Origin of the sequence: Alteribacillus iranensis (assembly GCF_900113025.1) — a bacterium.
Classification (GTDB): Bacteria; Bacillota; Bacilli; order Bacillales; family Marinococcaceae; genus Alteribacillus_A; species Alteribacillus_A iranensis.
On the sequence record NZ_FONT01000008.1, the window covers coordinates 59,511 to 80,250 of the forward strand.

General features: G+C 42.4%; 20 protein-coding genes. 7 read left to right on the plus strand and 13 right to left on the minus strand.

All coding sequences use genetic code 11. From position 1 onward, the window contains the following. Positions 1-98: 98 nt before the first annotated feature. The 4 genes from BM095_RS14655 to BM095_RS14670 form a co-directional block, all read right to left on the minus strand. Complete coding sequence (locus BM095_RS14655; protein ID WP_245757932.1) at positions 99-554, minus strand: hypothetical protein; 456 nt, start codon at positions 552-554, stop codon at positions 99-101. An 83-nt stretch (positions 555-637) separates the two neighbouring features. Beyond that, a complete protein-coding gene (locus BM095_RS14660; protein WP_091663524.1) occupies positions 638-868 on the minus strand; it encodes a hypothetical protein in 231 nt (76 codons plus the stop codon). A gap of 77 nt (positions 869-945) precedes the next feature. After that, positions 946-1,293: a hypothetical protein gene (locus BM095_RS14665; RefSeq protein WP_091663527.1), complete on the minus strand. Its 348-nt coding sequence runs from the start codon at positions 1,291-1,293 to the stop codon at positions 946-948. Between the two features lie 97 nt (positions 1,294-1,390). Then, on the minus strand, positions 1,391-1,822 hold the full coding sequence (locus BM095_RS14670) for a GNAT family N-acetyltransferase (protein WP_091663529.1): 432 nt from the start codon (positions 1,820-1,822) through the stop codon (positions 1,391-1,393). A 436-nt stretch (positions 1,823-2,258) separates the two neighbouring features. Between BM095_RS14670 and BM095_RS14675 the strand changes: the two genes are divergently transcribed. From BM095_RS14675 to BM095_RS14705, 6 genes are all read left to right on the plus strand, one after another. Next, positions 2,259-3,122 carry an AraC family transcriptional regulator gene (locus BM095_RS14675; protein ID WP_091663532.1) on the plus strand — a complete coding sequence of 288 codons (864 nt, stop codon included), beginning with the start codon at positions 2,259-2,261 and terminating at the stop codon, positions 3,120-3,122. 730 nt (positions 3,123-3,852) lie between these two features. Next, complete coding sequence (locus BM095_RS14685) at positions 3,853-4,596, plus strand: SDR family NAD(P)-dependent oxidoreductase (protein ID WP_091663537.1); 744 nt, start codon at positions 3,853-3,855, stop codon at positions 4,594-4,596. 990 nt (positions 4,597-5,586) lie between these two features. Further along, complete coding sequence (locus BM095_RS14690; protein ID WP_091663540.1) at positions 5,587-6,456, plus strand: DMT family transporter; 870 nt, start codon at positions 5,587-5,589, stop codon at positions 6,454-6,456. A 232-nt stretch (positions 6,457-6,688) separates the two neighbouring features. Beyond that, the gene (locus BM095_RS14695; RefSeq protein WP_091663543.1) at positions 6,689-7,363 is read left to right on the plus strand and encodes a FadR/GntR family transcriptional regulator; all 675 of its coding nucleotides are present in this window, start codon (positions 6,689-6,691) and stop codon (positions 7,361-7,363) included. Between the two features lie 249 nt (positions 7,364-7,612). Beyond that, positions 7,613-9,286 (plus strand): dihydroxy-acid dehydratase, encoded by a 1,674-nt coding sequence (gene ilvD, locus BM095_RS14700; RefSeq protein WP_091663545.1) that lies wholly within the window; start codon positions 7,613-7,615, stop codon positions 9,284-9,286. Positions 9,287-9,437: 151 nt separating this feature from the next. After that, positions 9,438-9,995, plus strand: a complete 558-nt coding sequence (locus BM095_RS14705) for an NADPH-dependent FMN reductase (protein WP_091663548.1) — start codon at positions 9,438-9,440, stop codon at positions 9,993-9,995. A 199-nt stretch (positions 9,996-10,194) separates the two neighbouring features. On the opposite strand, the gene BM095_RS14710 is transcribed toward BM095_RS14705, so the two are convergent. Then, positions 10,195-11,058, minus strand: coding sequence for a manganese catalase family protein (locus tag BM095_RS14710; protein WP_091663550.1), 864 nt, complete (start codon positions 11,056-11,058; stop codon positions 10,195-10,197). A 105-nt stretch (positions 11,059-11,163) separates the two neighbouring features. Next, positions 11,164-12,144, minus strand: coding sequence for an AEC family transporter (locus BM095_RS14715; protein ID WP_177194843.1), 981 nt, complete (start codon positions 12,142-12,144; stop codon positions 11,164-11,166). 281 nt (positions 12,145-12,425) lie between these two features. On the opposite strand from BM095_RS14715, the gene BM095_RS14720 reads away from it, so the two are divergent. Continuing rightward, the gene (locus BM095_RS14720) at positions 12,426-14,543 is read left to right on the plus strand and encodes a heavy metal translocating P-type ATPase (protein ID WP_091663557.1); all 2,118 of its coding nucleotides are present in this window, start codon (positions 12,426-12,428) and stop codon (positions 14,541-14,543) included. Positions 14,544-14,602: 59 nt separating this feature from the next. On the opposite strand, the gene BM095_RS14725 is transcribed toward BM095_RS14720, so the two are convergent. The 7 genes from BM095_RS14725 to BM095_RS16660 all read right to left on the minus strand — a co-directional run. Next, complete coding sequence (locus BM095_RS14725) at positions 14,603-15,370, minus strand: cyclase family protein (RefSeq protein WP_091663558.1); 768 nt, start codon at positions 15,368-15,370, stop codon at positions 14,603-14,605. A 275-nt stretch (positions 15,371-15,645) separates the two neighbouring features. Further along, the gene (locus tag BM095_RS14730; RefSeq protein ID WP_091663561.1) at positions 15,646-16,242 is read right to left on the minus strand and encodes an MSMEG_1061 family FMN-dependent PPOX-type flavoprotein; all 597 of its coding nucleotides are present in this window, start codon (positions 16,240-16,242) and stop codon (positions 15,646-15,648) included. 18 nt (positions 16,243-16,260) lie between these two features. Beyond that, entirely contained in the window at positions 16,261-17,097 is an 837-nt protein-coding gene (locus BM095_RS14735) for an ABC transporter ATP-binding protein (protein WP_091663564.1), read from the minus strand. Then, a complete protein-coding gene (locus BM095_RS14740) occupies positions 17,097-18,131 on the minus strand; it encodes a FecCD family ABC transporter permease (protein WP_091663566.1) in 1,035 nt (344 codons plus the stop codon). Before BM095_RS14740 ends, BM095_RS14735 begins: the two co-directional genes overlap by 1 nt. Further along, a complete protein-coding gene (locus tag BM095_RS14745; protein ID WP_091663569.1) occupies positions 18,128-19,168 on the minus strand; it encodes a FecCD family ABC transporter permease in 1,041 nt (346 codons plus the stop codon). The genes BM095_RS14740 and BM095_RS14745 overlap by 4 nt, the downstream gene beginning before the upstream one ends. Then, positions 19,161-20,243 (minus strand): iron-siderophore ABC transporter substrate-binding protein, encoded by a 1,083-nt coding sequence (locus tag BM095_RS14750; protein WP_091663572.1) that lies wholly within the window; start codon positions 20,241-20,243, stop codon positions 19,161-19,163. Before BM095_RS14750 ends, BM095_RS14745 begins: the two co-directional genes overlap by 8 nt. 205 nt (positions 20,244-20,448) lie before the next feature. Further along, positions 20,449-20,740: hypothetical protein (locus tag BM095_RS16660; RefSeq protein ID WP_218151638.1), on the minus strand; the 292-nt coding region annotated here is incomplete at its 5' end.

The following is a 20,740-nucleotide window of genomic DNA, read 5'->3' on the forward strand; positions in this document are numbered from 1 at the left end:
TGCCGCCACAATGGAAGAATTCATCCAATCACCTCTTATTCCATGTAGGTTTGTCTCGCCCCATCAATGATTCTTGATTTGCACCGAAGAAGACTTTCTTACAAATTGCTTATTCTGATCGTCTCTCCTATATTGTATCCGATCCAAGCTCCAATAAATGGGAAGGTATCGATAGGAAAATCCAACCTTGTAGTCGATATATCCTTGACAATAAATAAAATGGTAATGATAACACTGATGACACCGATGAAAACAATCTCCATTATTTTTCGTCGCTTCCACCGTTTCTCCCCTAAACGATTTCGGTCAAATTCCTGTACACGTCTACTAGCTTTTGTGCCAATCGGTCTTCCTGTTTTCAAGTTGTACACCATGATAGCTACTATGACCCATACAAGCACACAACATGCTCCAATCAGTAGAGAAGGCTTTATGTCCTCAGCAAAATAACCAAACAGCACGAATAATAGCAGCATGACGAGATTATATTGGACCAATTGCTTCTTTTTTAAATGCTTCACTTCTTGTATATCCGATTGCGCTGCCTCCATCATTACCCTCTCTTCCTATTGAGTATTGACTTTCACTCTACATGCCCGTGTTCCAACAAAGGAATGCATCCGTTCATGTAAGGGATCTAGGCATCGTCTTCTTTAAAAATGTTGCCGAATTTAGGTTTTTTAAAAAAGTTGATCGAATAACTAATAATTGAAAAGGCTATGAAAATCGCCATGTCCCAAGTCATTGTTTCAGTTACGAACGTAGTATAAGAGATAATCACCACCATACTTAAAAAGAAAATCACGTCTGATACCATACTTAACGTACGAAATATCTTACTTGACATCTTGGCTGTAATATTTTTCATCTTGAGCCTCTCCCTTCAACGACTGCAAATCGAATGTTTTATTTCTGAATGGCCCCGTTCGTTTCATAGCGTTTCTCTTATGTATGTATGATATTTTTTTTAAGCTTTGGCAGTTCTAAACATAGAATAATTGTTGGTAACATCATCACGGCTATGTAGCCTAAAACTCTATATTCCACGTTCATTAATTCAAAACCAAACATAGTGATCGGAAACATGAGGACAGTCATTAATAGAAATGGAAATATCATGATAGAATATAAGCCTTTTCCTTTTTTGTATGTAAAAACGGCGCTCCATTTTTCTTCATTCATATTAAAAATAATTTTCATTGTTTTAAAGAGTAACAATAACAATCCAACATACAAGAAGGAACTGATGACTTCTAACACTATGTAAGAGACGACAAACAAGAATATCTTCACACACAATCACCTCCACTCATCCATTGGATCACCATAAGCATGGAAAAACTCCCACTTGTATGCTTAAAGTGAGAGTTCTGATTAAATTGCACGATAATCAATCAAGTTTGAGCTGGTAACAATACGCACATTTTTCAAAACCATAAATCTCATAAAACCGATGCGCTTCTTCTCGAGCAATACCTGTATCTAAAAACATGGCTTTACATTCTTTATCTTCTGCTAGTTTTTTAGCATGATCCATCAACATACGCCCGTACCCTTTCCCACGATCTTTTTCGTTAGAAATAATACTAGAAACGTAACAAGACTTTCCCGAATGCCAGAATGTATTAAAATATGTACCATGACAAAAACCTTTTACTTCCCCTTCATCATAAAGAAAAAATGCAAAATCATTTTCATTTTCCAAGACTTCTTGATATACCTTTCTAACGGTGTCCTTGTCATAATCATTGGACGTCCATAAATTCTCAATGTAATCAAAAGCAATATCAAATTCTTCCATCGTTGCATTTTTAATTTCCATGTGATCACTCTTTTCTTGTTAAAATTTTCGATGTTTTTTACATAACAATCGGCATCCCCTGGCAAGAGGCTACTACTATTGTAGCATGTTCAGAATTGACAACAAGTACTCGAGCCACTGTAATTAAAGCACTCGGAACAGTGCTGATTGTCGCTCCAGGCGAACGCTTCATAAGACATATTTTTAATGAATGTCTTGAATTCCTTGCTCTATGAACCTTTCATGCGACATGTTTTCCAAGGGATTTTTCAATGTTTTGTCCCATGACCCTTCAATACAACCATTTATGGAATTAGAAATGGTTAAGCCGTTTCTTACACTAATGCCCCCCCCCGTTGGTTTAAGAAAGATTTAATTATACGATATTTTTAAGTGGAAAATGTCGAGTACGTTGCTGCTCGCTTTGCTAAGATGTATTCATGAAAGGAGGGATATGTTGTTAAAAGAATTAAATCAAGTCATTGACTACATTGACGTTCATTTAACCGAAGACCTGTCTCTTGAAAACATTTCTGAGTATGCTGGAGTTTCCGACTACCATTTAAGAACTATATTTTTTCACCTTTCTGGAATGACACTCCATGAGTATGTAAAAAATAGAAAATTATCGGAAGCAAATAAGGATTTATTGAACGGAGAAAAAGTAACGGAGGTTGCTTTTAAATATGGTTATCAGTCAGCAGACGGTTTTACAAGAGCATTTAAAAAATGGTGTGGTTTTTTACCATCCGAAGTACTGAAAAAAAGGATCAGTAAAACATTTCCTAAACTTTCATTCGTCATCACTGTAAAAGGAGGTATATCTATGGAATGTAGAATTGTAGACAAACCAGCTTTTTGCTTGGTTGGTGTAAGCAAACGAGTCCCTATGCAATTTGAAGGGGTAAATAATGAAATTGTGAAGCTTGCGGAAAGCATAACGGAAAAACAAAGAAAAGAAATGCGCTCTCTCCAAAATATAGAGCCTTATGAAATCGTAAATGCTTCTTACCACGCCGATGCAAATTTCCTAAAAGAAGAAGGATATTTAACTCACTTGATAGGTGTGTTAACCACTGAAAACCAAGTAAGTGATCAATTAGAGAAAGTACCAGTAGAAGCATGCACTTGGGCAGTATTCCCAAACGAGGGACCTTTTCCATCTACGTTACAAGAAACCATGGCAAAAACATATTCAGAATGGCTTCCCACTTCCGATTATGAAATAGTCCAGGCCCCGAGCTTTTCTTTCACGAAAATGGATGAGAATAAAAAAGATTACGCGTATAGTGAAATTTGGCTTCCTGTTCGGAAGAAATAAGAGACAGAAAGTCATTATACGCTGACCTTGATCGGATGTAATAAAGGTAGACTATCATTACAAAAAAGACCATAGGTGCTGCGAACACCTATGATCTACAATAGCTTGCTTCCTTTCAAGAGGACCGGGATAGACGAGAATAAATCACCCATGAGAGCCACCAACTCAAGGGTGATTTATTTGTGACAATAGGCTTTTGTAAGGTTCACACCCTGTTCCAAATGTAATATTCGTATATACGTGATACATTCAAACCGTCTTTCATATTGCCGCTGACTCTCCTTCAGCATACGTTTCATCTCAGCATTTCCGTCAGGTTCAAATTGTATAAAATGGTCATCCTTATTTCGTATAACAAGTGTAAATTTACCTTTACCGGGAATAGATAACTGAAACACAGAGTTCTCTGTATTCATATTCGAAATGTGTTCCATGAGCTCTTCTTAACTTTGAATGTTCCCATAGAAATCACCGCATGAAGATACTCTTTTTCATTATATCTTGTTTTTTCGACGACCTACCAATAATTTATATAAGGAGGGTTACGCCAATTATCACACCGAAGGATAGGAAATTCCCCCTCTACTGCTTTTTTCAGGAATATCTCGGTCCAAGTTTCTTTAGTCGATAATAATGAAGAAAAGTGTACTATTAATTTGTTCGTAAATTGCTCATAGTAACTGTAGACAGTGTAAAAATAAATTTGAAATGTGGAAAGGAGATATTCAGTATGGGAAAGCTAGATGGTAAAGTGGCAATCGTTACAGGGGCAGCACAAGGTATGGGCGCGATGCATGTTCGTAAATTCGTGGAAGAAGGTGCGAAAGTAGCGATAACAGATCTTAACCTTGAAGGTGCACAAAAACTAGCTGATGAATTAGGAGAAAACGCAATCGCTCTTAAATTAGATGTAGCTAATGAAGACAACTGGTTAGAAGTGGTAGAAAAAACAGAAGAAGCATTTGGTCCTATCAATGTGTTAATAAACAACGCAGGAATTGGTATCTTTAAAACATTAGAAGAATTAACGGTACAAGACTTTGAACTAACATTTAAAGTAGATGAGCTTGGTGTATTTTTAGGAATGCAAAAAGTGCTGCCTTCGATGAAAAAAGCAGGCGTAGGTTCTATTGTGAACATTTCGTCTGTAGATGGTTTGGTAAGTGCGCCAACAGCTATTGCATATAGTGCTTCTAAACATGCTGTAACAGGTATGACGAAAGGTGCTGCCACGGAGCTTGGGCAATATAACATCCGGGTAAATTCTGTACACCCAGGGATTATTAAAACACCTATGGCGGACCAACCAGATGTTGAAGAATATCTTAAACAACTTGAACAAGATATTCCGCTAAGAAGAAGAGCAGAAGTAGAAGAAGTATCTAATTTAGTTATATACCTTGCTTCTGATGATTCCAGCTACTCTACAGGATCACAATTTGTTGTAGATGGCGGAATGATTTCAGATTTATAAGTTATAACTTACAACAATGCAATAATTTCAAAGGTAAAAATCCTCCAAAATGCAGCGCGCACGAATGTTGACATAAACAGCATTCGTGCATTTTTTTTCTTATTTAATCAGCTTGAGTTGATTCTTTTGCAACAATTCTCCTCCTATCACAAGAGGCACTACAAAAATAAGCTAGGAATGACATTTTAAATTACTCTCATATCATTCCTAGCTAACGGCTTTGCCTAGAATGCTTAAAATATTCTTTTGTCTCATGTATAGTGAAATGCTGGTTGTGAATGTTACGAAATCCATTTAATGCTTGATTAGTCCATTTGATATTCATCTATCATTCACCTTGTTCAATCATCTCTAATACGTCTACCGTTGAATAAACTTTGCCATCTAATATATCTTTTTTGGCTTGAAGTAATTTTTGTTTTAGCTTCAGATCAGTATCAACATCTTCTTTTACTGTAGATTCAGGTTTTTCGATTAAAGTTAAATGATATTTTTACCGTCTAACTCTATAACTGATTCTTCATCATGAATAATACTTTTAATCAACTCTGCTTCATAGTCGTCAAGTTTTCTCATGCTCTTTTCAACCTCCCTTTCAAAATACTTACTTTTCATTATAAAACAGTTTTAATATACACCGAAACCCACAAAGGTTCAGCCAGTCATTTCTGGTTGACTTTTTGTCAAGATGTAATAATTGCTACGTTCTCAGCAGATAAATCATTGATGCGACAGTGCGAGAGAATTAACAAAGGCACTTGCCTTATTTCCCTGCCATTTCAATTATGATAGGGAATCCATAAGGGAGCGGTGGATACCCTTAGGATGAGGTGAGATAAGAATGTGTTAACTGTTAGTTTAACTATGAGAATGTAAAGGAATTATTATTAATACCTTTTGGTGGGCGTCTTGTTTGGCCTAAAAATTTAGGTCTGTCTTTCCATACGTTCTCAACCATTCCTATCACACCTTTCTTTAGGGAGGTTCACAATGAGATTCGCAGGTGTAGGCTTCGTGATGTTAGCCGCTATATGCTGGGGGATTAGCGGGGGAATTGCCGATATATTAATGACTAAGGGATGGAATCCTATTGTGATTTCCCTTTACCGAGGCGCTGTCGGTTTCATCTGTTTTTTCGCTTGGTTTCTCTGGCGTTTTAAACAAAATTGGACTTTCTCTGCTCGTTTATACATATGGTCCCTGCTCGCGGGAGTTGGTGTTGCCGGGAATTTCACTTTTTATTTTCTTAGTATCCAAGCCTCAAGCATTGCTGTTGCCGCTACTTTAATGTATACCGCGCCTGTATTCGTCCTTTTCATCTCCTTTTTAGTACGAATCGAGCGTTCGACTTGGTTTAAATGGGGGTGCATTTCCGGGGTGCTTCTAGGGATTATTCTGCTTACAGGTGCTTACAACACCGATTCCATTTCCGCCAGTTTTCTAGGGGCGGCAGCGGGGCTTGCTGCTGGCCTTTCTTACGCTTTGTTTATTTTCGGGTTTAAACATGCCTCTTCCATCGGAAAGCCGCAGACCACCTTAACCTTCGCCTTTTTTTCATTTTGTCTCATCCTTCTTCTTTTTACGGATATTGAGGAAGCCGCGAGTGTTGTAACATCAAGCGATATAGGATGGTTTCTGCTTTTAGGGATCGTGGGGGCTGGGATTTCATTTATAATCTATTTGATTGGCATTCGACGGACTACCCCGACCACTGCTTCCATGGTCGCTATGGTAGAGCCGGTGACTGCTTCATTATTTGGCGTTTTGCTTATGGGAGATCATTTGACCACTATTCAACTTCTTGGAATGATGCTCATCCTCCTTACAATTACCCTACTTAGTGTGAAGCAGTCGGAATGAAAAATTTATTTCTATGGACATTTTCTCAGTAGAATACAGTCTCCACAAAAAACTTCCACTAAGGTTTTTTGAAACAAAATCTATCTGTTCAAAAAGGAGCTTTGACGTCAGCATAAGTTTTCCTTTTCCTCCAATTCAGGTAGAATAAATACAATCCTATTTCCAGACGGCCGGTAAATGCTTTTGGAATGTATACTCCCTGCCTGGTAAATGTAGAAAACAAGGTGATATTGTGATTCAAAAAAGACTATCGGACAGTGTCGCAGATGATATTATGACGATGATTGCGATTGAAAAAAGATTTCTCCCGGGGGCAAAACTCCCAAACGAAAATGAATTATCAGAAGAGATGAACATTAGCAGAACGACGCTTCGTGAAGCGATCCGCATCCTCGTCACGAATGGCATTTTAGAGATTAAACGCGGGAAAGGTACATATGTAAAAGAAGATATTGATATCAATAATATAGAATCGTTAGGCTTTCTGTTAGAAGCGAAGATGAATGCGAAAGACTTATATGAAATGCGCCTCATTTTTGAGCCCGAAGCTGCTTACTATGCAACCGTTCGGGCTAGTGACACTGAAATCACGCGTATTTTAAAGTACGGCCAACAAATCGAGGAAAAAATTAAACGAAACGAAGACCGCACAGAAACAGAACAAAAGTTTCACCAATCGATTGTAAAAGCGACCCATAATCAATTTATGGAAAAGTTGATGCCTGTCATTTTCCAAGGTATCAATAAAGGTGTCATTCTCTCGAAAGAAAAAGAGCTCGCTCTTCGCGACACGGTGAGCGATCACCAAATGATTATGGAATTTATGAAAAATCGTAATGCGGAAGGTGCCGAAAGCGCGATGAAAATTCATATTTTGCACGCGATGAATAAACTAGGCCTTGAATAAGCTCCCCACCTGACATCTCGGGATCTCCTCCCGAGGTGTCTTTTTTTGTGAATCTTCCTCTGACTCTCTTCTACACCAAGACATCATACAACGTTATTGACAGCATACAACGTTAGTTATAATATTAAATTAATAGATAACTAGACCTCTTGTCATGCTTGTTTGACAAAAGGCTTGTGTACTTCTACAAAAATAGAAAGGTGTTTCTACTTTTCTATTTGACAAATAATAGATCGAGGATGTGTGCGTATGAGAAGAAGTGACACGATTAAAATCGGCGTTGACCGTGCTCCCCACCGCAGTCTGTTGTATGCGACCGGGAAAGTGAAAGCGAGAGACTTGGACAAACCATTTATCGGAGTGTGTAACTCGTATATTGATATTATTCCAGGCCACGTGCATTTGCGTGAATTTGCAGAGGTAGTAAAAGAAGCCATTATTGAAGCTGGCGGGATTCCCTTCGAATTCAATACGATCGGTGTGGACGACGGGATTGCGATGGGTCACATCGGGATGCGCTACTCTTTACCGAGCCGTGAGTTAATTGCGGACAGTGCCGAAACTGTTATCAATGCCCATTGGTTTGACGGTGTGTTTTATATTCCAAACTGTGACAAAATTACACCCGGCATGTTAATGGCAGCTGCTCGGACCAATGTTCCTTCTGTGTTTGTATCCGGTGGTCCAATGGAAGCAGGAACAAGCGCGAGCGGAAAACAACTGTCCCTCACCTCTGTGTTCGAAGGAGTCGGCGCATACAAAACCGGTCAAATGACGGAAGAAGAATTCAAGGATATCGAACAGAATGCCTGTCCGACATGCGGGTCTTGTTCAGGCATGTTTACTGCTAACTCGATGAACTGTTTAATGGAAATGTTGGGAGTGACTTTGCCTGGAAACGGTTCTGTAGTAGCGACCAGTGAGAAACGGAAAGATTTGATTCGCGAAGCTGCCAAACATCTCGTGCGCATGGTGGAGGAAGACGTGAAACCACGCGACATTATTACAAAAGAAGCGATTGATGATGCATTTGCACTTGATATGGCAATGGGCGGTTCCACGAACACTGTGCTCCATACATTGGCCATTGCGAATGAAGCAGGAATCGATTACAACTTAGCAGACATCAACAAAATTGCAGCTCGCGTTCCGTATTTGGCGAAAATCATGCCTGCCTCCGACTACTCCATGGATGATATCAATAAAGCAGGCGGCATCAGTGCCATCATTAACGAACTAACGAACATTCCTGGCGCCATCCATCCGGAGCGAATTACCGTTACCGGCGAGACTATCGGTGAGCTCGTAAGCGGATATGACATTAAGAATAAACATGTGATTCGACCAAAAGAGAATCCATACAGTCCAGTCGGAGGGTTATCTATCTTATATGGAAACATTGCCCCAGAAGGCGCAGTCATTAAAGTTGGTGCGGTGGACCCTTCCATTAAAGAATTTGAAGGCGAAGCGATCGTCTTTAACTCGCAGGAAGAAGCGCAAAAAGCGATTGACGATGGGGAAGTGAGAGAAGGACACGTCGTCATCATTCGCTACGAAGGACCAAAAGGCGGACCAGGAATGCCAGAAATGCTTGCCCCTACTTCCGCGATTATGGGACGAGGCCTTGGCAGCACGGTTGCCCTCTTAACAGATGGACGTTTCTCCGGTGCATCTCGCGGCATTTCGATTGGTCATATCTCTCCGGAAGCTGCGGAAGGCGGACCGATTGCCTTAATTGAAAATGGGGACATCATAGAAATCGATTTACCGAACCGTACTCTCAATGTCAATGTAACTGATGATGTGTTGGAAGAACGGAAAAAATCGTTGCCAGCGTTCGAACCAAAAATAAAAAAAGGATGGCTCGGCAGATATTCCAAACTAGTAACGAACGCATCCAAAGGCGGTATTATGAGTATCTAACCAAAGCGGCTTTCTTTCTATGAAAAACAACATAGAAGGAGAGTCCTTTTTTTAGAAAAATGTCTGAGCTAAATATTACCTACTTTTCGGTATGTCATTTATAATAGATTGGTACGCTTATTTAAATTTTACATAAAGGATGTGACAGCACATGAACATCGTTGCTATTGTAGGCAGTGTTCGAGAAGATTCGTATAATAAAAAGTTGGCAAAGTTTGTACAAGAGAGGTATGCAGATCGTCTAGATATTGAGATCTTAGACCCATCAACTTTACCTTTGTACAATCAAGATAAGGAAGAAGAGGCACCAGAATCAGTCGTAACATTTAAGGAAAAAGTAAAAGCTGCGGATGCTGTACTTTGGGTGACTCCTGAATATAACGGTTCGATTCCTGGGGTTCTTGGCAATGCGATTGACTGGTTGTCCCGTGTTGATCAAGTCATGATTGGGAAACCTTCCTTAATCATGGGAGCTTCCATGGGTAACCTTGGTACCGTGAAAGCACAAGCTCATTTACGTGATATTTTATTCGCACCTGGTTTACAATCTCCTGTCCTTATGGGGAACGAAGTATATGTAGGAGCCGTTCATACAAAAATGGATGAAGCGGGAACCATTACAGATGACGCTACTGTTGGGTTCCTAGACACCGTCGTAACGAACTTCGAAAACTGGATGAAGCAGTTCAAACATACGGTATCTGTGTAAGTTCACGTTTTTTAATTCTCTATAATGAATGATGGGTTACTACATATGGTCTCTTAGAAGGGGCACCATAGAAATAGCAGCCACGAGACAATCGAAACATCACCCGACAGGTTATCCCATCGGGTGATGTTTTTTATATAAAAGCGTAAGGATCCGTTTATCGACGACAAGTGTTGCTTCATGGATCCCCTCTTCCCTATTACTGAAGGGGAATGTTCGGATAACTAGGTTCCATTTTCCCCTGCCCTTGTGGCGGTGTGCCATGAATGTAGTTCGGACCTGGTTGCAATTGTGGTTTTTGGCCCATAGCTTTCGGAGACTGAATATATTCAAAATTAGCTTGACCATCAAAGCTTGACCCGCTCGCCCATCTGCCTGTTTTGCTTTCTTCGCCTTCTGAATAATTCATAAAAGAGTAAGATACCTCTTGCTTTTCATATTCTTGGTTAAACGTACTCGGTACAATGGATCCTTGTGTCTGTTCTAACTCTTCAATCGCAGCCATCCATTGATTTTGATGCATGGTGTCTCTCGCTATTAAAAAGGAAAGCATGTCGCGAACCCCAGGATCTGTCGTCATTTCATAAAGACGGCACACTTGAAGTCTGCCTTGAGATTCAGCATTCAGATTGGCCCTGAAATCCGCTAACAAGTTACCGCTGGCAATCGTGTATCTCGCGTTCCAGGGGTATCCTACACTGTCATTCGGCTGAGCGCCAATGCCACTTACAATAGCGTGCTGCGGATTCATACCTCCGAGCACTGCTTCCACTGCTGGATCTTTTGCTCCTTGTTCCTGATCATGAGCCGGAGCTCCGTCTAACAATTGAGCAATCATTGTTGCAATCATTTCCACATGAGCGATTTCTTCTGTTCCAATATCCAGAATCATATCGCGGTATTTGTTTTCAGCGCGACAATTCCAGCCTTGAAACAAATATTGCATCATCACGGACATTTCGCCAAACTGCCCGCCGAGTATTTCTTGCAGTTTCTTCGCATAAACCGGATCTGGCTGACTTGGTTTTGCATCGTATTGCAATTCCTTCACATGGAAAAACATCTTCCTTCCCCCTTCTTTTAGCCTCTCCGTTAGTGTGAGTCATATGTACGTAAGATATAGGGGAGAATGAAACCCATAGAAAGAAGGAATTGTTAATCCCGCCAATTAATGTCCGTTTCCTACCATTATGAGAAGTATCAGAGATATCGTCAGCATGGAGACGACCGTAATAGCAAGAGTGTAGAGAGGAACCTCCTTGACCAGGGTTTGATACTTTTCCGCAAACACATATACGACAGCTCCGGTCGGTAATGCGGACAAAATGACAACTGACATCGCCCATGTTTCATTGTCGAACGGAAAAATGACAAAAGCAAAAAGAAACGCAATCAATGGAAGCACCACTAATTTCAGGCTTAACAATGTGAGAAACTCAGATACATGATGGGTCTTACTTTTAAAAAGGCTGTTTTGTCCCCCTAACCCTAGCCCGATGGTGAACAGAGCCGCCGGGGCTGCCGCTTGTCCTAACGTATCGGTAAACACAGAGACGAAAGATGGGATCGGCACATGCATAATAGCTACAACGATACCTAACAATAAGGAAGCATTAATGGGATTTAACAGGACTGATGAACCAATCATTCCAGTAACAGGCAGAATATTTTTCTGATTACGATGTTTATTGTTTACTACCTTTTCCGTTTCAAATGACATAACGACCAAGGTGATAAGAATCACATCGTAAAGGAATGTCGCAAGAGCTGCGGCTACCGTACCATCTTCTCCAAAAATTGCGGTAAGAAGCGGAATGCCAATAAATCCTGTATTGCCATAGGTCGCTATCATTCCATACAGGCTCAGTTCAGGAAAATGGTGTTTCCATATGTATGTAAATAAAAATACAGTTATTATAAAACCGGTTAAAATGGTAAACAAGGTGGCAAGAATAAAGTTCTCATTGATAAGCTGGCTCACGGGCGCTGTCGACAACGACGAAAACAATAAGGCAGGCAGCGCAAAATAATATACAAAATGATTGAGGGAGACGACTCCTTCTCCTGGAATGAGGGACAGCCGATCGGCCACCCAGCCACACCCGATGATTGCAAATATAGGCACGATTACTTGCAAAAGTACAGCCATCGAATCCTCCTTCCTACGGTTTATGTCAAACCACTTCCCCACTCTATGAGCACGCTTCCCCTCCTCCTCTCTTCTCATCAGAAACAGTCAATAACTGAATATTTTATCACAAATAATCGCTTCATACAGGCACTTTTCATTATTCAAATGTTTATAATAATGTTATAATCAAATTAGTATTTGAATATTAACGACTAACATATATTCCCTTCTAAAAGAATTGAATTCTGCAAGATACAGTACAAGAGATGATTTTCACAGGCAGGAGGTGGCTTGGACCTATGTCAGAACATGATAAAAAACAAGTTTATCGGGTAAAAGGTTTTTCCTGAGCGGGCTGTGCGAAAACATTCGAAGAGAATGTGCTGCGCCTGGATGGCGTAGTCAATGCGAACGTTAATTTTGCCGCCTCCAAACTTACAGTGGAAGGCGACACTACTATAAAAGACTTAGAAAAAGCCGGCTCATTTGAACATTTACAAGTGGTGCCGGAAAATCAGTCATTTGAAGAGCGTCAGATACCTTTTTGGAAAAAGCATCTCTCTGTTCTTCTCTCACTCACGTTTCTCATCGCTGCCTTTGTCTCGCATGTATCGCTTGGCGGAGACTACTTGGTAACGACATTGTTGTACGTCACCTCGATTGTAAGTGGCGGTACCACATTATTTGTAACGGGGATAAAGAACCTTACACGGTTAAAGTTTGACATGAGAACGTTGATGACTATAGCGATCATAGGGGCTGCCATTATAGGAGAATGGGGAGAAGCCGCAGTCGTCGTCATTTTGTTTGCGATTAGTGAAGCGCTCGAAAGATATTCCATGGACAAAGCGCGAAACTCTATCCAATCTCTGATGGAGTTAACACCAAATGAAGCACGAGTCCGTCGACATGGTGCGGAACGGATGATTCCCGTAAATGACATAGAAATTGGCGATACGTTACTTGTCAAACCCGGAGAAAAAATAGCCATGGATGGAGAAGTAACGAAAGGCCATTCCACCATAAACCAGGCAGCCATCACAGGGGAATCGATACCGGTCGAAAAAAAGGTGTCCGATGACGTGTTTGCCGGAACACTTAATGAAGAAGGCAGGCTAGAAGTCAAGGTAACGAAACGAGTGGAAGACAACACATTGTCAAAAATTATCCATCTCGTGGAAGAAGCACAGGAAGAAAAAGCACCATCACAGGCATTTGTCGATCGTTTTGCGGCTTATTACACTCCACTTGTTATCATCGTTGCCTTCCTCGTCGCCATCATTCCGCCTCTGTTTTTCGAAGCAGCTTGGTCCACGTGGGTGTATCAGGGACTCGCCGTCCTCGTGGTAGGCTGCCCGTGTGCATTGGTTATTTCAACGCCGGTGTCCGTGGTTACTGCAATTGGAACCGCCGCTCGAAACGGAGTGCTCATTAAAGGTGGGGCGTTTTTAGAAGAGGCAGGAGCCATAAAAGCGATCGCTTTTGATAAAACAGGCACATTAACGAAAGGTGAACCGTCTGTAACCGATATTGTAATTTCCGATGGAAACAGAGAAACCAACCTTGCCATCGCCGCCGCTTTAGAAAAAAATTCTCAGCACCCGTTGGCATCGGCTATCGTCAGAAAAGCTCGGGAGGAAAACGTCTCTTATGAAGGGGCCGACATCCAAGATTTTCAGTCGATCACAGGAAAAGGAGTTACCGGACGGATAGATGAGGAAGTCTACTATATCGGCAGCCCCGGTTTGTTTCAATACATTCAAGCATCCTGGTGGGATGAGGAACAAGAACAAGACGTACAATCACGCCAGCAAGAAGGAAACACAGTTATTCTTCTTGGCACAAAAGAAACCTTACTCGGTATCTTTTCCATCGCCGATGAAGTGCGCGACACCAGTGCCCGAATGATAAAAGATCTCCATCAATTAGGAATAAATGACACCATTATGCTGACCGGTGATAACGAGGCGACCGCAGAAGCCATTGGACGTAAAGTTGGAGTAACATCCATCCAAGCAAACCTGATGCCGGAAGACAAAGTCACCTTCATGAAAAAACTCACCGCCCGACACAAAAAAGCGGCCATGGTGGGAGACGGGGTGAACGACGCGCCTGCTTTAGCAAGCAGCACCGTAGGCATCGCAATGGGAGGCGCCGGGACAGATACAGCACTCGAAACCGCAGATATTGCTTTAATGGGAGATGACTTAGCCAAACTTCCCTTCACCATCCATTTAAGCCGGCGGGCTCTGACCATCATTAAGCAAAACATTACCTTCTCCCTTGCCATCAAAGCGTTAGCCTTATTACTCGTCATCCCTGGCTGGCTTACGTTATGGATCGCCATCTTTGCGGATATGGGTGCAACATTATTAGTGACGCTGAACGGACTTCGATTGCTGAAAACAAAAAAATAAATTAATTATTTTTCTACCATACTCTATTCATCGATTTTACATAGAGTATGGTAGATTTTTTACATTGATTCTTCAATATAAGCAACAGGTCTCGCCCATGCCCCGCTCGCTTTTTCAATGTTGACGGGAAAACAAGAAACTTTAAATCCGTGACGGACCGGGATTTGGTCGAGATTTGCGAGCTTTTCGATTTGGCAATACTCTTTTTCGATGCCGACGTAATGAGCATCCCACATAACACCTTTTTCCGGATTGGCTTGATGCTGCTTCGCTTGAACGGTCAAAGGAATATCCCAACCCCAGCCATCGGTGCCCACGACTTTTATTCCTTGGTCCAACAGCCAATGAGTCGCTTCGGCCGAGACTCCGGCATGCAAAAAAGCATAAGACTCATCATAGATTTTCTTATCGGCATCACTTCGAACGAGCACGATATCGTAAGGTTTTAATGAGTAATTCATATCTGCGAGCTGCTCTTTTAAGTCATCAGACGATATTTCATACCCCGGCGGGTGCTGACTGAAATCAAACAACACCGCATCCGCATAAAACCATTCCAATGGCATCACATCAATTGTTCGCGCTGGTTTTCCTTCCGACTGTTCCCCGTAATGCCAAGGGGCGTCAATGTGGGTGCCCGCGTGCGTGTTGGCGGTCACGGTTTCTGTCGCCCAAGCTTTGCCGTGACGAAATGCTTCCTTTTCAATCCCCAAGAGTGATGCTCCTTGTTCAGCTCCCTCTTCATGAGAGTGATACACAATCGATGGAGGCAGCGGTTCTTTCACGTCGGGGCTTAACGGGACACTAAGATCAATTAATTTTACCATCTGCTTTCCTCTCCTTTCCTACTACTTGTTCGCCAATTCGATGGATATTCCTTTTTCACGAACAAAAGCGCCTGCCGCCACAGTGCGGGTGGAAGCGACCTTGAGCCGATGGCGTCTGGAGCTGGACGAGTTAACTCAAGAGAATAACTTTTAATATTTCCTAAATACCAAAAAAAGCAAGCATCCCGTCTGCTATCAGTCATGCTTGCTTGTTTAAACGTAACGAGGGATGAGTGAACGTGACAGAAATGCCTTAACGGGCTGAAAATATCGAATTACCGTTGTAATTTAACTCCATTTATCTCAAGGTGGGCACGAAAAATGTCCATGCTTGAAGGCAATTCATCTTTATCATCCCAAGTGGCCTGATCCCAAATACCTGAACGTTTCAGCGCCCGCGCACAATGAATAAAGCATTCCTCCACATCCACACCAATTCCCAGCAATGGAGCTTTTCCGTCCAGACTCATTTTCTCAAGGATGTCGTCATTTTTGATAATAGTTGCTTTTCCATTGATACGTAACACTTCATGTAACCCGGGGATAAGAAAGACTAAACCGACATGTTGGTTAGACAAAATGTTAAGTAGCGAATCCGCCCTCCGGTTTCCAGGACGCTCGGGAAGGACTAATTGATGCTCATTTAAAACAATGACGTTGTTCGGCTGATCCCCTCTTGGAGACACATCACACGTTCCTTTTGCATGTGACGTGGATAGAAAATAAAGCGGAGATTGGGCAATAAATGCCTCACAGTGTTTATCCAATTTAGCGATTTCTTTTTTGATCACGTGCTCATGAGGATATCCGGTTATCGTTCTGATCTCTTCTTCCGAAGTGAGTGCATCTTTTGAAAAATCGATCTTGTCCATGTATTTCCTTCCTTTCTGTCACTCGCTTGATATAGAAGACCGTATCCTCATTTCGTTTTTTACATGATGTCTTCCTTTTGGTATTACCAAAGGAGCGTCGGATATCGGATCCTTGATTACCGTACAATCGAGTCCAAAAATTTCTTTGACGATGCCGCTCGTAATAACATCGGAGGGATCCCCTTCTGCTATTAATTTCCCTTGTTTTAACGCGAAAATATAATCAGCATAACGTGCAGATAAATTAATATCGTGTAGGACCATCACAATGGTCGTTCCATACTGTTGATTAAGATCCGTGAGTAGATCAAGAATTTCTACTTGATACGTAATATCCAAAAAGGTAGTCGGTTCATCTAAAAAAAGAATGTCGGTTTGTTGTGCTAAGGCCATAGCAATCCAAACACGCTGCCGCTGTCCCCCCGACAGTTCATCGATAGGACGGTTGGCTAGCTCTGTAACATTCATAATGTCCATCGCTTCCGCTACGGCTTTCGTATCTTCTTTTGTCCAACCACCGAGCAAAGACTGGTGCGGAAATCTTCCCCGCCCGACTAAATCCGCCACCGTAATTCCTTCTGGCACGATGGGAGATTGAGGCAGCAGTCCAAGTATGCGGGCCAGCTGTTTTGGCTGAAGTTGATCAATCGGCGTCCCGTCCAGAGTGGCTTTTCCGTATAATGGTTTCAACAGTCTCGTCAGTGTTTTTAAGAGCGTCGATTTCCCGCAAGCGTTCGCTCCCATAATGACACTTATTTTATGACTCGGGATGATAAGGTCCACTCCATGGACGACTGTTTTGTTTTCATAGCCTGACTTAATCTGTTCCGCTTCGAGCAGGTGTGTCGTTTTCATCATAAATCTCCCTTTCGATTCATGTGGATCAGTAGGAAAATCAAATACGGCGCCCCAATAATGGCCGTAATAATACCAGCCGGATATCGATAGTCAAAAGCAAATTGTCCAAGTAAGTCAGCTGCCAACACTAAATTCACTCCAACCAGACCAGCGGGAACGAGACTCAAAAAGCCTGCCCCTACTAATCTTTTGGCGATAGGACCGGATAGAAAAGCGACAAAGGCAATAGGACCTGTCGTTGCAGTAGCAATGGCTATCATACAAACAGAGCCTAGAATGAGACCAAGTCTTGTTTTGTCCGTATTCACTCCCAAAGATATAGCAGATTGTTCTCCAAGCTCCAATATACTCAACTGTTTCCCCAGAAGAATGACAATCGGAGTAAAAAAGAGAACGGTAAAAATCAAAGGTGGTAGTTCATGCATCTGGGTTCCGTTTAGACTTCCTGTTAACCAGCGGAGGGCAGCAGGGATATCTTGTTGAGCGCCGACTAATAAAAAATACGAGATGAACGCATCAAGCATGGCCTGCAGCCCAATTCCGATGAGAATTAACCGGCCAATCGAAAACACCTTTCCTCTTGATAGCAGATAGATCACGATAACCGTAGCGAGCCCGGCAACCACTGACGCAACGGATATAACCATTCTGTCGGCCTGTAAAATAATAATACAAAATACTGCCCCGGCACTCGAACCGGAAGTGATCCCAATCACGTTTGGATTAGCAAGGGGATTGCGAAGCATCGTTTGAAACACGCACCCGCCGATCCCGAAAGCAAAGCCAGCTAACAGCCCAGCCAGCATTCTCGGTAAACGTATCGTATTCACAGCAAATGATACACCTTGGACCTGTTCACCAAATAACACCCGAATCACATCAGAGATAGAATAGATGGTGTTTCCTAATAAAAGCATCGATACACTCAAAACACAGGCAAGTAACGCTAAAAGACTTGTAACTGCCATTCCTCGCAGGCGCCTTTGACGTCTGCCGGTACTAATCATTTCTAAAGACGATGTATTATTCATAACGACCGCACTTTCGATTTCATTGCTAAAATAATTAAGATAGGTGCCCCGATAAAGGCGGTGACCACCCCGACCTCAAGCTCCCCCGGACTGCCAATCAGCCGACCGGTTATATCCGACACCGTTAATATAATGGCACCGGCAATGGCAGACAAAGGGATAATGTACCTGACATCCGGGCCAAGAAGAAGGCGGATAACATGCGTCGATAACAGACCGACAAAACCAATCGGCCCTGCCAGTGCGGTAGCCGCACCACACAACAGCACACCTGCCATCGCTGCCGCAAATCGCAACGTTCCTGTTCGAACACCTAGCCCATTCGCTGCCTCATCTCCAAGAGCCAGTGCATTTAAAGCCGGAGCGGATAATACAGCAATAAGAATTCCAATAATTAGAAAAGGAAGAAAAAGAGAGATACTGCTCCATGTCCCTGATCCGACACTTCCTACTTGCCAAAAACGAAACTGATCCATCACAGTAGAACGAGGAATCATAATCGCAGTAACCAAGGATGAAAGCGCCGCACTAGTCGCAGCCCCCGCTAGGACAAGCTTGATCGGAGTAGCTCCTCCCCGCCCCATTGATCCGATTCCGAAGACAAATACTGCGGTAACAGCCGCTCCCGCGAGAGCCAGCCATATATATTGGCCGGCAGTTGTAATGTGCCAGAAAGCCATGCCGCAAACAACAAATAAGGAAGCGCCCATATTAACACCGAGTATACTCGGGTCCGCAATCGGGTTGCGAGTCACTGCTTGCATCAATGCCCCGGCCACCCCTAAAGCAGCACCACAAAGCAGACTGAACACCGTTCGGGATATTCGTTTCCGTACGACATCCGCTTCGTAGGATTGTACCTGCTGATGAAATAAGCCGTCGATCAGACCATCCATCGTCACAACCCGTGACCCGAGAGCTAATGAACCGATCACACATAGCCCTAACATCAAGAGAGAGAAGATGAGAACGATCGTTAAGTTGCTTGGGACATACGGCTTGTTTTGCTTGTTTTTTAAGATAGTCACATTACTCATTTACTTTATCTGCTGCTTCTCCTAATAATTTCAAATATTCATCCGTCGTATATTTGATCGATAATGGGTTCGGATTTACAGAAGCAGCGAGCGGCGTCCCATTACCGATGAACACAACAGAGCCACGTTGAATGGCTGAAATTTTCCCAAGGAGAGGATCTTCCTTCACGGCCTGATACAGACTGTCATCTCCATAACTGATAAGAATATCCGCGTCATTCAGGATGTCTGCATTTTCAGCACTCAGGCCCATGGAGAAACTGTTTGGATCTTGAATCTGTTCGATGACACTTTCCGGGTATGTCATCCCCAACTCTTCCAGAAATGCCCCACGTGGATCAGCCGGAGTATAAATATGTAATTGAGACATGTCTTTTGCCGAAAAATTGACCCATGCCACTGTTTTCCCTTTCAGTTGCGGATACTGCTTCACTTTTTCTTTGATGAGATTCTCTGTGTCTTGGATGAGCTCTTCGCCCTCTTCTTTCATTCCCATCCCCGTCGCATTCAGCATGACTTGATCACGCCATGTCGTTAACCACGGACCATCTTGATAGGCGACAACCGGGGCGATTTGGGTAAGTATGTCGTAATCCTCTTGTGTAATCCCAGAATAAGCAGCAAGAATGACATCCGGGTTCGTATCCGAAATGGCCTCAAAATCAAGTCCATCTGTGTCTTGGAATACATTCGGATTTTCCACATTCAATTCTTCTAGCTTCTCAGCCGTCCAAGGTAACAGCCCACTCTCGTCTGGTACGCCATAATTCGCTTCTGAGAAACCTACAGGAACGACACCTAAGGCAAGAGCTACATCATGGTTGGCCCATTGGATAGATGCCACACGTTCCGGCTTTTCCTCAATCACCGTTTCGCCAAAAGCATGCTCGATCACAATCGGATAGTCACTGTTCTGTTTATCAACGCCCGCTTTGTCGCTATTTTCCGAAGCGGCATCCTCAGAAGATGCATCAGTAGAAGCACTTGAGTCTTCCCCGGAGCATCCAACAAGAACGATTAAAAATAAGGTGATGACAAGGAATGATAAGAAAGAAAGATTTGATCTAACCTGCACGTAAAGATCCTCCTTTATGTAAAATTTAATTTAGATGATAAAGATTCTCATTATCATTTGTTTAATAGTCTATATTCGGTGTCACAATTTGTCAACGTAAAATTCAAAAAATAGGAATGAATGATTAAAAAACTGCACCCCGATAACGGCTGGGGTGCAGTCCAAACTCTTAAGCATTGTATTCTATCATCATAGGACTTGTATTTTATTCTTCTTCCTCTTCTTCTGCGTCGGATTCAGAGGCAAGCAGTTCATCCGGGCTAAAGCTCATATCTTCGAGGTTAAAGTTAATAATTTGAACGAGCTCATCGGCATCAATATTTAATATAGGTTCCACCACATCTTCTACTACAGAATCGTCTTCAGGAGTGGTCTCTGCCGGCTGCTCTGCATCCGTGTTTTCTTCAGGAGCTTCTGTTCCTGTATTTTCATCTGGTGCTTCAGCTCCGGTATTCTCTTCTGGCGCTTCAGCTCCGGTATTCTCTTCTGGTGCTTCA

Excerpts from the sequence above, each read along its gene's own strand:
- BM095_RS14690 (WP_091663540.1), top strand. The coding sequence starts at position 5,587 with ATGAGATTCGCAGGTGTAGGCTTCGTGATGTTAGCCGCTATATGCTGG.
- BM095_RS14685 (WP_091663537.1), top strand. The coding sequence starts at position 3,853 with ATGGGAAAGCTAGATGGTAAAGTGGCAATCGTTACAGGGGCAGCACAA.
- BM095_RS14660 (WP_091663524.1), bottom strand. The coding sequence starts at position 868 with ATGAAAAATATTACAGCCAAGATGTCAAGTAAGATATTTCGTACGTTA.
- BM095_RS14730 (WP_091663561.1), bottom strand. The coding sequence starts at position 16,242 with ATGGACAAGATCGATTTTTCAAAAGATGCACTCACTTCGGAAGAAGAG.
- BM095_RS14715 (WP_177194843.1), bottom strand. The coding sequence starts at position 12,144 with ATGGCTGTACTTTTGCAAGTAATCGTGCCTATATTTGCAATCATCGGG.
- BM095_RS14735 (WP_091663564.1), bottom strand. The coding sequence starts at position 17,097 with ATGAAAACGACACACCTGCTCGAAGCGGAACAGATTAAGTCAGGCTAT.
- BM095_RS14705 (WP_091663548.1), top strand. The coding sequence starts at position 9,438 with ATGAACATCGTTGCTATTGTAGGCAGTGTTCGAGAAGATTCGTATAAT.
- BM095_RS14670 (WP_091663529.1), bottom strand. The coding sequence starts at position 1,822 with ATGGAAATTAAAAATGCAACGATGGAAGAATTTGATATTGCTTTTGAT.
- BM095_RS14710 (WP_091663550.1), bottom strand. The coding sequence starts at position 11,058 with ATGTTTTTCCATGTGAAGGAATTGCAATACGATGCAAAACCAAGTCAG.
- BM095_RS14655 (WP_245757932.1), bottom strand. The coding sequence starts at position 554 with ATGATGGAGGCAGCGCAATCGGATATACAAGAAGTGAAGCATTTAAAA.
- ilvD (WP_091663545.1), top strand. The coding sequence starts at position 7,613 with ATGAGAAGAAGTGACACGATTAAAATCGGCGTTGACCGTGCTCCCCAC.
- BM095_RS14725 (WP_091663558.1), bottom strand. The coding sequence starts at position 15,370 with ATGGTAAAATTAATTGATCTTAGTGTCCCGTTAAGCCCCGACGTGAAA.
- BM095_RS14745 (WP_091663569.1), bottom strand. The coding sequence starts at position 19,168 with ATGAGTAATGTGACTATCTTAAAAAACAAGCAAAACAAGCCGTATGTC.
- BM095_RS14740 (WP_091663566.1), bottom strand. The coding sequence starts at position 18,131 with ATGAATAATACATCGTCTTTAGAAATGATTAGTACCGGCAGACGTCAA.